Genomic DNA, 12174 nt, shown 5'->3' with positions numbered 1-12174 from the left:
GCGCCGCCCCCGGCAACGCCCGTTTCCCCCGTTGCCTGCCGCCCCCGGCCTGCCTATAACCCCGCCACATGCAGCCCAGAGGGAGGCCCCCATGTCATTCCGTGCCCGTCATCTGCTTGGCATCGAACATCTGGCCCCCGACGAGATTCGCGCCGTGCTGGATCTGGCCGAACGCTATGTCGATCTGAACCGCCGCACCGTCAAAAGCTCGGACGCGCTGGCGGGGATGACCCAGATCAACATGTTCTTTGAAAACTCCACCCGCACCCAGGCCAGTTTCGAACTGGCGGGCAAGCGGTTGGGCGCCGATGTGATGAACATGAGCGTGGCGCAATCCAGCGTGAAAAAGGGCGAGACGCTGATCGACACCGCGCTGACGCTGAACGCGATGCATCCCGACCTTCTGGTGGTGCGGCATCCGCATTCCGGCGCGGTCAACCTGCTGGCCAGCAAGGTGAATTGCGCCGTGCTGAATGCGGGCGACGGCAAGCATGAACACCCGACACAGGCGCTGCTGGATGCGCTGACGATCCGCCGCGCCAAGGGCCGCATCCAGCGGCTGACCGTGGCGATCTGCGGCGACATCGCCCATAGCCGGGTGGCGCGGTCGAACCTGATCCTGCTGGGCAAGATGGAAAACCGCATCCGCCTGATCGGGCCGCCCACGCTCATGCCCTCGGGCGTGGCCGAGTTCGGCTGCGAGGTCTATGACGACATGCGCGAAGGGTTGCAGGGCGCCGATGTGGTGATGATGCTGCGCCTTCAGAAGGAACGCATGGATGGTGGCTTCATCCCGTCCGAGCGGGAATATTACCATCGTTACGGTCTGGATGCCGACAAGCTGTCGGTGGCAGCCCCCGATGCCATCGTGATGCATCCCGGCCCGATGAATCGCGGGGTGGAGATCGACGGCGAGATCGCCGATGACATCAACCGTAGCGTCATTCAGGATCAGGTCGAAATGGGCGTGGCGGTCCGCATGGCCTGCATGGATCTGCTGGCCCGCAACCTGCGCGCCGAACGCGGCGCCCGCGCCATCGGGGCGATGGTGTGACCGGTATCGTGCGCGACAGCCTGCTGTCCGGCCCGCTGCCCCTGGCCGAGGGCGAGCGGCTGCTGGCGACCTTTCGCCCCGATCGCGGGGTCTATCTGCGCAATACGCTGATCCTGATCGTGGTTTTCGGCACGCTGGCGGGGCTGGTCCTGCTGGCGCTTGGCAATCCGCATCCCTGGACCGGGCCGGTCGCGGCCCTGCTGGGCGTGGGCGCGCGGGCCTGGTTTCTGGCCTCCGAAGCGCTGACGGCGGAATGGCGGCTGACCGAGCGGCGGCTGCTGGGCCCCACCGGGCAGGTCATCGCCCGCGCCGATCTGGAGGGCGCGCGCAAGGTTTTTGGCGATGTGGCGGTGATCCGGCGCGGCGGCGAGAAATTCCTGATCAAATACCCCGCCGACCCCGAGGCGGTGATCGCCAGCCTGACCGGAGGACGGCCATGACCGATCTGCCGCTGAACCCGGGCGAGGTCGTCGAACGCCGCTTTCCCGCGCCGCTTCTGCCCGGCTGGGGCACGCTTGGCCCCGAACGGCGCCTGCTGCTGGCGGGCGTGGTGGCGGCGATCATGATTGTTCTCTGGCCGGAATGGCGCGCTGCCGCCGCCGCCGCGGGCTTCATCCTTGGGCTGGCGGTGCTGGGCGATGTGGTCAATCGGCTGGCCCCGCGCGAGGGCGTGCTGACGGATCAGCGGGTGTTGCTGCTGACCCGCCTGGGTGGCGCGGCCCCCCGGGTCTGGTCGGTCAAGCGCGACGAGATCTTTTTCCGGGGCGTCATGCAGTTCAACCGGCTGGCCTCGCGCCGCTCGGGCCTCAGCGTGCGGCGGTTGGGCGTGCTGGCGCCCGAGGATCAGGCCGCCCTGCGCGCCGCCCTGCCGCGCAAGCCGGAGGGGATGGAATGACCGCCCCCCTTCTGCCCGGCGAACGCCTGCTGTGGGAAGGGCGCCCCGAACGCGGCGTGCCGCCCGACCTGTCGAACCCCGGCAGCCTGGTCTTTGGCGCGGCCTTTGCCGCCTTTGCGCTGTTCTGGATGGATCGGGCCAGCGCGGATGGTCCGATCTGGCTGGCGGGTCTGCCCTTCCTCGCGCTTGGGCTGAAGCTTTCGGTCTGGAAGGCCTGGGCGCCGCGCCTGCGGGCGCGCTTTGCCCATTATGCCGTGACCGACCGCCGGGTCATCGCCGAAACCCGCTGGCCGCTGCTGGGCACGCGCGAACAGGCGATCCTGCTGACCCCCGCCACCATTGTCGATCGCGCGGGCGATCCCGCCACCCTCACCCTGCGGCAAGAGGTGACCGGGCCGCGCGGCACCACCCTGCAAAGCCTGACCCTGCACCGGCTGGAGGAGGGCGATCATGTCCTGTCGCTGATCCGTGCCGCGCAGCGCAGCACCCGGGAGGACCATCACCCATGACCCCAGATCCGAACCGCAAGCCCACGAAACAGGAAATGCGCGCCGGCGGCTTGGTCGCCGTTGCGCTGCTGGTCTTTCTGGCGCTGTTCACCGTCATTTTCGTGTTGGGAAGCTGACGCGATGCCCGCCACCCAAGGCCCGGAAGGGAAGCCATGATCCTGCATTTCACCCATGCCCGCCTGATCGACCCCGAAACGCTGGATGACGCGCCGGGCAGCCTGACCGTGGAAAACGGCGTGATCGTCGCGCGCGACGGCGCGGCGCCGGAGGGGGCCGAGATCGTCGATTGCGCCGGCGCCTGCCTGGCGCCCGGGATCGTCGATTGGGGCGTGAAGATCGGCGAACCGGGCGAGCGGCATCGCGAGAGCTTCCGCTCTGCCGGCCTGGCGGCGGCGGCGGGGGGCGTCACCACGATCATCGCGCGCCCCGATACCCACCCCGCCATCGACACGCCCGAGGTGCTGGAATTCGTGACCCGCCGCGCGGCCGAGGCCAGCCCCGTGCGCATCCGCCACATGGCCGCGCTGACCAAGGGCCGGCAGGGCCGCGAGATGACCGAGATCGGCTTTCTGCGCGATGCCGGCGCCATTGCCTTTACCGATGGCGACGCGGTCGCGACCGATACCAAGGCGCTGAGCCGCGCCTTCACCTATGCCCGCAGCCTGGGCGCGCTGGTGATCGGCCACCCGCAGGAACCGGGCCTGTCCAGGGGCGCCGCCGTGACCAGCGGCAAGTTTGCCTCGCTGCGCGGCCTGCCCGGCGTGCATCCGATGGCCGAACGCATGGGCCTTGACCGCGACATCGCCCTGGTCGAGATGACGAGCCTGCGCTACCACGCCGACCAGATCACCACCGCCCGCAGCCTGCCCGCGCTGGAACGCGCCAAGGCCAACGGCTTTGACGTGACCGCCGGGATCTCGATCCATCATCTGACGCTGAACGAGATCGACGTGGGCGATTACCGCACCTTCTTCAAGATGACGCCGCCGCTGCGCGCCGAGGAAGACCGGCTTGCCTGTGTGGAGGCGGTGGCCTCGGGGCTGATCGACGTGATCTGTTCGATGCACACCCCGGCCGATGAGGAAAGCAAGCGCCTGCCCTATGAGGAGGCGGCCTCGGGCGCCGTCGGGCTGGAAACGCTGCTGCCCGCCGCGCTGCGGCTTTATCATGCGGGCTATCTGAGCCTGCCGCAGCTCTGGCGCGCGCTCAGCCTCAATCCGGCGCGGCGGCTGGGGCTGGCGCAGGGCCGGCTGGCGCTTGGGGCTCCGGCCGATCTGGTGCTGTTCGACCCCGATGCGCCTTTCGTGCTGGATCGTTTCACCCTGCGCTCCAAGTCGAAGAACACGCCCTTTGACGGCAGCCGGATGGAGGGTAAGGTTCTGGCGACCTATGTGGGCGGCACGCCCGTTTTCAAAGCCTGAACCGGAGCCTGCGATGCCGCCCCTGACCACCGACCCCGTGACCCTGGGCCTTGTGGCCCTGCTGTCCTATCTGCTGGGGTCGATTCCCTTTGGCATCGTCATCACCCGGCTTCTGGGGCTGGGCGACTTGCGCCAGATCGGGTCGGGCAATATCGGCGCGACCAATGTCCTGCGCACCGGCAACAAGGGCGCGGCGCTGGCGACGCTGTTGCTTGACGCCGGCAAGGGCGGCATCGCGGTGCTGATCGCGCGCGCGCTGACCGGGGCGGGGGATGCGGCGCAATTGGCGGCCTTTGCCTCATTCCTCGGGCATCTTTACCCGGTCTGGCTGCGGTTCCGGGGCGGCAAGGGGGTGGCGACCTTCCTGGGCACGCTGCTGGCGCTGGCATGGCCGGTCGGTCTGGCGGCCTGCGCCACCTGGGCGGTGACGGCGGCGGTCAGCCGCATCTCGTCGCTTTCGGCGCTGGTGGCGGCGGCCAGCGTGGCGCTGTGGATGGCGCTGCTGGGGCAGGGGCAGATGATCGGGCTGGGCCTGGTGCTGGCCGGGCTGATCTTCTGGCGCCACCGCGCCAATATCGCGCGCATCGCCGCCGGGACCGAACCGAAGATCGGGCGCAAGTGATCAGGCCGCGGGTCGTTTCAGCCGGTCAAGCGCGTGGAAGACCAGCCCCGCGACCAAGCCCCAGAACGCCGCACCCACGCCAAGCGCCGGCGTCCCCGAGGCGGTGACCGCCAGCGTGATCGCGGCCGGAAAGCGTGTCTCGGCCGGGCCGAAGGCGCCGGTTGCGGCCCCCATGAACGGCCCCAGCAGCGCCAGCGCCACCAGCGCGGTGATGACCTCGGCCGGCACGGCGGCCAAAAGGCCCAGGATCGGCGCGGTCAGCAGCCCCAGCAAGACCCAGACCCCGGCATAGACCAGCCCCACCTGCCAGCGGCGGTTGCGGTCGGGATGCACGTCATCGCCCAGACAGATCGCCGCCGTGATCGCCGCCATGGAAATGGTATGCGCCCCGAACAGCCCGATCAGCGCGGAAATCCCGCCGGTCGTCAGCAACCCGGCCTGCACCGGCGGTTCGTATCCGGCGGCGCGGATCGTGGCGAAACCGGGCAGGTTCTGGGAGGCCATGGTCACCAGATACAGCGGCAGGGCGAGGCCGATCATCACGCCGGGGTCGAAATCGGGCGCGATGAAGGTCAGGCGCGGCAGCGGCAGGCTCAGCGCCGGCAGATGCGCCAGTCCAAGCGCAAAGGCCGCGGCCAGCCCCAGGCTCAGCGCCGCCAGCACCGCCAGCGCCGGGTTGCGCAGCCGCACCAGGGCGAAAACCGCGATCATCGGCAGCACCAGCCCCGGCAGGGCCAGCGTCGCGGCGGGCAGCTTCAGGCAAAAGGGCAGCAGCACCCCTGCGAGCATCCCGCCCGCGATCCCGTCAGGGATCAGCGCGACCACGCGCCCCAGCGGCCGCACCGCGCCGGTCAGCGCCACGAGAAGCCCCGCCAGCACGAAGGCGCCCACGCCCTCGGCCATCGAGATCCCCTCGGTCGCGGCGATCAGCGCGGCGCCGGGCGTGGACCAGGCCAGCACCACCGGCACCCGCGACCGCCAGCTCAGCAAGGCGGACCCCGCCGCCTTGCCAAGGCAGATCGCCAGCACCCAGCTTGCCGTCTGTGCCGCCGTGGCATTCAGCGCCGCCGCGGCCGCCAGCACCAGCGCGATGGTGGAGCCATAGCCCACCAGGGCGGCGACAAGGGCGGCGGACAGAAGCGAGACGCGCATGGCAAACTCCGGCGGCGACGGGTTGGCGGACCTTGGCCGGGCGGGCAGGCGGATGCAAGGGCGTGAAAGCAGGGGCGAAAATGAAAACGGCGGCGCCCAGGGAGGAGGAGGGGCGCCGCCGTTCCATTTCAGGCGCCGCCCAGGGAGGAGGAGGGGCGGCTCTGCTGCGGATGCCCCAGGGAGGAGGAGGGGGAACCGCGATGTCCTGGCCCAGGGAGGAGGAGGGGCCGAGGATAGGTTTGGAGCCTTGCCGGCCCCGAAAGGTGTGCGGCGACCCCAGGGAGGAGGAGGGGGTCGCCGCGGAACCCAAGGCCCAGGGAGGAGGAGGGGCCAAGGATGCCGTCTGGGGCTTGCGCCCCGAAAGGGTCGCGACGATCCCGGGGAGGAGTGGGGACCGCCGCCTGATGCCCGGCCCAGGGAGGAGGAGAGGGCCCGGCAAACTGTGGGAAGCATCGGCTTCCGCGATTTCACGGCGATCCCAGGGAGGAGGAGGGGATCGCCGTCATGTCCTGGCCCGGGAGGGAGGAAGGGCCAGGCCGAAACTTATTTCCCGTAGGCCGCTTCAAGCGCCATGCGGGTGATCATCGAACGGTGGATGCCCAGATCCGCCAGTTCCCGATTGTTCAGCGCCTTCAGTTCCCGCACCGTCTGGCGGTAGATCGCGCGCCGCGCCATCGCCGTCCGAACATCTGCGATCACTGCGGCGATCCGTTCGGCAAGGCCGACTTGCGCCAGTCGGGTCGTGTTCACATAGGCCATCTTCGTCGTCTTTCCGTCTGCGCCGCAATCTGTCCGCGGCGGTGTTGGGATGAAGATGGGGGAATTTCTGCACCTGCACAATCCGGCTTCGCCGCAATGCAGCTATGCGGGGTCTGCATGGCTTGATGCGAAAATTCCCCTGCGTCAATAAGCACTTCGCCGAAAATTTGAGCGTTTGGTCAACGCCCCTTGCCCTTTCCGGCGCCTTGAAGGACGCTGCGCGCAGGAAATGGGGGCCGACCATGGATATCACGCGCGAACAGGTTCTGAACGCAATCGCCACCGTGCCGTTGCCGGGGGGGGGCACCGCGGTTTCCCGCGACTTGATTCGCGCGCTGCGCATCGAGGCGGGCGCCGTCAGCTTCGTGATCGAGGCGGCAACCCCCGACGAGGCGCGCGCCCTGGCGCCGGTGCAGCCGCAGATCGAGGCGGCGCTGCGGGCCCTGCCGGGGGTCGCCCGCGTGCAGGCGGTGATGACGGCGCATGGTCCGGCGGCCAAGGCGCCCGCACCCAGCCTCAAGGTCGGGGGCCATCCAACGCCCCATCAGGGCGGCCCGAAACGGGTGAGCGGCATCGACCGCATCATCGCCATCGGATCGGGCAAGGGGGGCGTGGGCAAATCCACCGTGTCATCCAACCTCGCGGTGGCGCTGGCGCGGCAGGGGCGGCGCGTCGGCCTGCTGGATGCCGATATCTACGGCCCCAGCCAGCCGCGCATGATGGGCGTGAACAAGCGCCCCGCCAGCCCCGACGGCAAGACGATCATCCCGCTTCAGGCGCATGGCGTTACCGTCATGTCCATCGGCTTCATGCTGAAAGAGGACGAGGCGGTGATCTGGCGCGGCCCGATGCTGATGGGGGCGCTGCAACAGCTGATCGAGCAGGTGCAATGGGGTGATCTGGACATCCTGCTGATCGACCTGCCGCCCGGCACCGGCGATATTCAACTGACGCTGAGCCAGCGTTTCGCCCTGACCGGGGCGGTGGTGGTCTCGACCCCGCAGGATGTGGCCATGCTGGACGCGCGCAAGGCGCTCGACATGTTCGGCAAGCTGAAGGTGCCGGTGCTGGGCCTGATCGAGAACATGTCTACTTATATATGCCCCAATTGCGGCCATGAGGCGCATCTGTTCGGCCATGGTGGTGTGGCGGCCGAGGCGGCAAAGCTGGGCGTGCCTTTCCTGGGCGAATTGCCCCTGGATCTGGAGACGCGGCTGGCGGGCGATGCCGGCACGCCGATTGCGGCGGGCGCGGGGCCGATGGCCGGGGCCTATGCCCATCTGGCGCGCCGCCTGATCGAGGGCGGCATGGCCTGACCGCGCATCCCGCTTTCCCACGCTTTCCCAGAACCCGGGCCGTCGCGCCCGGGTTTTGTCTTGCCGGGATCGCATGGGACAGGCGGGGTGTCATGGAATCTCATGGGAACGGGCGCCCAAATCTGCCTCGCGCCGAATCGCCGCGCCGTGATCTGGCATGGAATCCGGTGGGAAATCGGGGCGATTCCGGGTTTTGCCATGGGTTCAGGGGCTTGCGAGGCCGCGACTGACCCCGGCTTTGGGAAACTATGGGCCGCGTCGTGGTAAAATTATCGCATCTATATCTAGTGTTTCACGAAAGCGTGTTCCGCCAGAAATTGCGACTTCTGCCCTGTCCTGCCCACCAGATGCTGTAAGGCTGGGGGTTCCAGAACAAGATTTGCCCTGTTTGACCCAAAGAAAACCGTTGCCTCCCATGATTTCCCATGGCATCCCTGTCTTACCGGATGACGGCGGGAAAGTGAAAACAGGGGCAGCAAGACCCCACAGGCGAAAAGCAGGTTTCATACAGGCCCCTCCAGCATCCCAAGAAAGACCGGCGCGCGGGCGAGCAGACATCTCCCCCAGGTGGCACGCGCAGCCGGGCCGGCCCAGCGATGGGACAGTCGGCGGATCGAGCAGTGGCAGCCGCTCGGTCCGCCGTTTTCATTCTGGCCGGACAGAAGACGAATCGTGTCAGGGCGCGGGGGCCGTGACAAGCGACAACACTAGACCGGGATCAGGGACAGACCGTGTCAGAGGCGTTCAGAGGCGAGTTCAACCAGAAGGTTGACGGGAAGGCGCGGGTCTCGATCCCGGCGCCTTTTCGGCGCGTCCTGGAAGCCGGCGATCCCGCCTTTGACGGCAGCCGCCCGAAATTCGTGCTGATCTATGGCCGCCCGGGCAGCGATTTTGTCGAATGCTACACCATCGCGCAGATGAAGCTGCTGGAGGCGAAGATCCGCCGCATGCCGCCCGGCACCCCGCAGCGCAAGGCGCTGGAGCGCAACTTCATCACCCTGTCGCAGCTTGTCGAGGTCGATGATGACGGGCGCATCGTGATGCCGCCCAAGGCGCGCGAAAAGCTGGGGCTGGATGCCGATGCGCTGAAGGACGGCGCCGAGGCGACCTTTGCCGGCACGCTCGACACCTTTCAGATCTGGCGCCGCGACGCCTATGAGGCGACGCTGGCCACCGAGGCCGACGCGGATTTCGATTTCCTCGAGGATGGCGCCGACCTGCTGTCGCTTCTGCCCACCGACCCGGAGGGCTGAGCCGTGGAGGAACGCGCACCGCATATCCCGGTGCTTTTGCGGCCCCTTCTGGCGGCCTGTGCGCCGGTCTCGGGCCGCTGGCTCGATGGCACCTTCGGGGCAGGGGGCTATGCGCGCGGCCTGCTGGCGGCGGGCGCCGATCTGGTGATCGGGGTGGATCAGGATCCCCTCGCGCTGGAAATGGCGGCCGGCTGGGCAGGCGAACATGGCGACCGGCTGCGCCTGGTGGCCGGCAATTTCCGGCATCTCGATGATTACGCACAGGATCTGGACGGGATCGTGCTGGATCTGGGCGTGTCTTCCATGCAGCTCGATCAGGCCGATCGCGGCTTTTCCTTCCAGAAGGACGGCCCGCTGGACATGCGGATGAGCCAGTCCGGCCCCTCGGCCGCCGATCTGGTGAACGAGACGGACGAGGCCGAACTGGCCGATATCCTGTATCTTTATGGCGAGGAGCGCGCCTCGCGCCGCATCGCCCGCGCCATTGTCGAGGCGCGCAAGGCGGCGCCGATCACCACCACCCTGCGTCTGGCCGAGATCGTCGCGCGCTGCCTGCCGCGCCCGAAACCCGGGCAAAGCCACCCCGCGACCCGCAGCTTTCAGGCGATCCGCATCGCGGTGAATGCCGAATTCGACGCGCTGGCCGAGGGGCTGGCAGCGGCGGAACGCGCGTTGAAACCGGGCGGCAAACTGGCCGTCGTGACCTTTCACAGCCTGGAAGACCGCATCGTCAAACGCTTTTTCCAGACCCGCAGCACGGAATCGCAGGGCAATCGCTATGCGCCCTCGGCCGCCGGGCCGGTGCCCAGCTTCACGCTGGTGACGCGCCGCGCCGTCGGGCCGGATGACGAGGAACTGGCGCAAAACCCGCGCGCGCGGTCGGCCCGGCTGCGGGTGGGGCAACGCAGCGCGGCGCCGGCCCATCCGCTTGATCTCGCGGCGCTTGACGTGCCGATGATCCGCCGCAAGGGAGGACGCCGCTGATGCGCGCGCTTGTCTATCTGCTGACCTTCGCCGCCGTGATCGGCCTGGGCTTCTGGGCCTACAAGGAAAACTACGCCACGCAGCAGGCGCTGAAAGACGTGTCGCGGCTGAACAGCGATATTGCCGACCTGCGCGAGGCGCTGTCGATCCAGCGGGCGGAATGGGCCTATCTGAACCGCCCCGACCGCCTGCGCGAGCTTTCGACCATCAATTTCGACCGGCTGGGCCTCTTGCCGCTGGAGCCGGAGCAGTTCGGCCAGACCAATCTCATCGCCTATCCGGTGCCCGAGATCGCCCTGCCCACGCCCGACGGCGTGGTTGATGTCTCCAATCAGGAGGAGCAAAACCCGTGACCGCCGACCTGATCCCGGATGATGACCTGATCGAGGAACCGGCCGCGCGCACCCCGCTGCGGCCTTTGGCGCGCATTCTGCGGGCGCGCGAGACGGGCGAGAACCCCGACAGTATCGAACGCGAGAACCTGCGCGCCCGGCACGAGGTGATGCGCGAGAAATCCCGCCGCCGGGCCGAGGGGCGGCTGTTGTTCCTGGGACTGGCCTTCTTTGCCGCCTTCACCGTGATCGGCGCCCGCATGGGCCTCTTGGCCGCGTCCGAGCCGATGGAGCCGCGTTCGGCCGCGCCCGGCGCCGCGATCCTGGCGCAGCGCGCCGACATCACCGACCGCAATGGCCGGGTGCTGGCCACCAATCTGGTGACCCACGCGCTTTATGCACAGCCCAAGGATATGGTCGATCCCGCCCGCGTGGCGCGCGAACTGGCGGTGATCTTTCCCGACCTGAAGGAAGATGACCTCAAGCGCCGCCTGACCGATGGCCGCAGCTTCCTGTGGATCAAGAAGAAACTGTCGCCCGAACAGATGCAGAAGGTGCATGAGATCGGCGATCCCGGACTGTTGTTCGGCCCGCGCGAAATGCGGCTCTACCCCAATGGCCGGCTGGCCGCGCATGTGCTGGGCGGGGCGTCCTTCGGGGCCGAGGGCGTGCATAGCGCCGAGGTGATCGGCACGGCGGGGCTGGAGAAATTCTTGGATGCCCGGCTGCGCGACCCGGCGCAGGGCGCCGAGCCGCTGGCGCTGTCGCTCGATCTGACGCTTCAGGCCACCGTCACCGAAGTGCTGGATACCGGCATGAAGATGATGAATGCCAAGGGCGCGGCGGCGGTCCTGATGGATGTGCGCACCGGCGAGATCCTCAGCCTGGTATCGCTGCCCGATTTCGACCCGAATGACCGGCCCAACCCGCTGGTGAAAGGCGACCCCGCCGACAGCCCGCTGTTCAACCGCGCGGTGCAGGGGGTCTATGAACTGGGCTCGACCTTCAAGATCTTTGCCGTCGCACAGGCGATGGAACTGGGGCTGGTCAACCCGCAGAGCATGGTCGATGCCAATGCGCCGATGGTCTGGGGCAAATACAGGATCAAGGAATTCCAGAACAAGAATTACGGCCCGCTTCTGTCGGTGTCGGATGTCATCGCGAAATCCTCGAACGTGGGCACGGCGCATATCGCGCTGATGATCGGCGGGTTGCGGCAGCAGGCCTTCCTGAAATCGCTGGGCTTTTTCGAGCCGACCCCGATCGAGATGGTCGAGGCGCGGTCCTCGCGGCCGCTGATCCCAGCGAAATGGCCCGATATCGTGACCATCACCGCCTCTTACGGTCATGGTCTGAGCGCGAGCCCGATGCACCTGGCCGCGGCCTATGCGACGATTGCCAACGGGGGAATCGCCGTGCAGCCGACGCTGCTGAAACGCGCCTCCCCGCCCGAGGGCACGCGGCTTCTGTCCGAACGCGCGGCGCGCGAGGCGGTGGTGATGCTGCGTGGTGTGGTCGATCACGGCACCGCGTCCTATGCCAAGGTCGAGGGCTATGCGATTGCCGGCAAGACCGGCACCGCCGACAAGCCCAAGCGCAGCGGCGGCTATTACAAGGACAAGGTGATCAATACCTTCGCCAGCATGTTCCCCGCCGATGACCCGCGCTATGTGCTGATCGTGACGCTGGATGAGCCGGTCGATACGTCGGGGCCCGAGCCGCGCCGCACCGCCGGGTACACCGCCGTGCCGGTCGCGGCCGAGGTGGTGCGCCGCGCGGCGCCGCTGCTGGGCCTGCGCCCCGAGATTGCACTGCCCGCCGCAGATGCGGTAACAGCCGTGCGGCAGAACAACTGAAGGGCCGCCCCGTGCGGGGCG

Annotated in this window: 13 protein-coding genes; 11 read left to right on the top strand and 2 right to left on the bottom strand. The window is 68.2% G+C overall.

All coding sequences use genetic code 11. The features are described from left to right. The first annotated feature begins 91 nt into the window (after positions 1 to 91). From FOA17_RS07475 to plsY, 6 genes are all read left to right on the top strand, one after another. Positions 92 to 1054, top strand: a complete 963-nt coding sequence (locus FOA17_RS07475; protein WP_149140849.1) for an aspartate carbamoyltransferase catalytic subunit — start codon at positions 92 to 94, stop codon at positions 1052 to 1054. Beyond that, on the top strand, positions 1051 to 1494 hold the full coding sequence (locus FOA17_RS07470) for a hypothetical protein (protein WP_149140848.1): 444 nt from the start codon (positions 1051 to 1053) through the stop codon (positions 1492 to 1494). Before FOA17_RS07475 ends, FOA17_RS07470 begins: the two co-directional genes overlap by 4 nt. After that, positions 1491 to 1949 carry a hypothetical protein gene (locus FOA17_RS07465; RefSeq protein ID WP_149140847.1) on the top strand — a complete coding sequence of 153 codons (459 nt, stop codon included), beginning with the start codon at positions 1491 to 1493 and terminating at the stop codon, positions 1947 to 1949. Before FOA17_RS07470 ends, FOA17_RS07465 begins: the two co-directional genes overlap by 4 nt. Beyond that, positions 1946 to 2458 carry a hypothetical protein gene (locus FOA17_RS07460; RefSeq protein ID WP_149140846.1) on the top strand — a complete coding sequence of 171 codons (513 nt, stop codon included), beginning with the start codon at positions 1946 to 1948 and terminating at the stop codon, positions 2456 to 2458. Before FOA17_RS07465 ends, FOA17_RS07460 begins: the two co-directional genes overlap by 4 nt. Before the next feature lie 152 nt (positions 2459 to 2610). After that, positions 2611 to 3879, top strand: coding sequence for a dihydroorotase (gene pyrC, locus FOA17_RS07455; RefSeq protein WP_149140845.1), 1269 nt, complete (start codon positions 2611 to 2613; stop codon positions 3877 to 3879). Positions 3880 to 3892: 13 nt separating this feature from the next. Then, positions 3893 to 4501: a glycerol-3-phosphate 1-O-acyltransferase PlsY gene (gene plsY, locus FOA17_RS07450; RefSeq protein ID WP_149140844.1), complete on the top strand. Its 609-nt coding sequence runs from the start codon at positions 3893 to 3895 to the stop codon at positions 4499 to 4501. On the opposite strand, the gene FOA17_RS07445 is transcribed toward plsY, so the two are convergent. Together FOA17_RS07445 and FOA17_RS07440 are read right to left on the bottom strand one after the other, a co-directional pair. After that, positions 4502 to 5653 (bottom strand): benzoate/H(+) symporter BenE family transporter, encoded by a 1152-nt coding sequence (locus tag FOA17_RS07445; protein WP_149140843.1) that lies wholly within the window; start codon positions 5651 to 5653, stop codon positions 4502 to 4504. A gap of 543 nt (positions 5654 to 6196) precedes the next feature. Continuing rightward, positions 6197 to 6412 carry a DUF1127 domain-containing protein gene (locus FOA17_RS07440; RefSeq protein ID WP_203232287.1) on the bottom strand — a complete coding sequence of 72 codons (216 nt, stop codon included), beginning with the start codon at positions 6410 to 6412 and terminating at the stop codon, positions 6197 to 6199. A gap of 242 nt (positions 6413 to 6654) precedes the next feature. Between FOA17_RS07440 and FOA17_RS07435 the strand changes: the two genes are divergently transcribed. The 5 genes from FOA17_RS07435 (at position 6655) to FOA17_RS07415 (ending at position 12153) form a co-directional block, all read left to right on the top strand. Next, positions 6655 to 7728, top strand: coding sequence for an Mrp/NBP35 family ATP-binding protein (locus tag FOA17_RS07435; RefSeq protein WP_149140842.1), 1074 nt, complete (start codon positions 6655 to 6657; stop codon positions 7726 to 7728). 731 nt (positions 7729 to 8459) lie between these two features. Continuing rightward, complete coding sequence (locus FOA17_RS07430) at positions 8460 to 8981, top strand: division/cell wall cluster transcriptional repressor MraZ (protein WP_149140841.1); 522 nt, start codon at positions 8460 to 8462, stop codon at positions 8979 to 8981. A gap of 3 nt (positions 8982 to 8984) precedes the next feature. Further along, the gene (gene rsmH / locus FOA17_RS07425; protein WP_149140840.1) at positions 8985 to 9965 is read left to right on the top strand and encodes a 16S rRNA (cytosine(1402)-N(4))-methyltransferase RsmH; all 981 of its coding nucleotides are present in this window, start codon (positions 8985 to 8987) and stop codon (positions 9963 to 9965) included. Continuing rightward, a complete protein-coding gene (gene ftsL, locus FOA17_RS07420; RefSeq protein ID WP_149140839.1) occupies positions 9965 to 10318 on the top strand; it encodes a cell division protein FtsL in 354 nt (117 codons plus the stop codon). The genes rsmH and ftsL overlap by 1 nt, the downstream gene beginning before the upstream one ends. Further along, entirely contained in the window at positions 10315 to 12153 is a 1839-nt protein-coding gene (locus FOA17_RS07415; RefSeq protein ID WP_238991760.1) for a peptidoglycan D,D-transpeptidase FtsI family protein, read from the top strand. The genes ftsL and FOA17_RS07415 overlap by 4 nt, the downstream gene beginning before the upstream one ends. The last annotated feature ends 21 nt before the right edge of the window (positions 12154 to 12174 follow it).

This window comes from Gemmobacter caeruleus (assembly GCF_008271655.1).
GTDB classification, from domain to species: domain Bacteria; phylum Pseudomonadota; class Alphaproteobacteria; order Rhodobacterales; family Rhodobacteraceae; genus Gemmobacter; species Gemmobacter caeruleus.
This window is presented reverse-complemented; position numbering and strand designations above follow the sequence as displayed.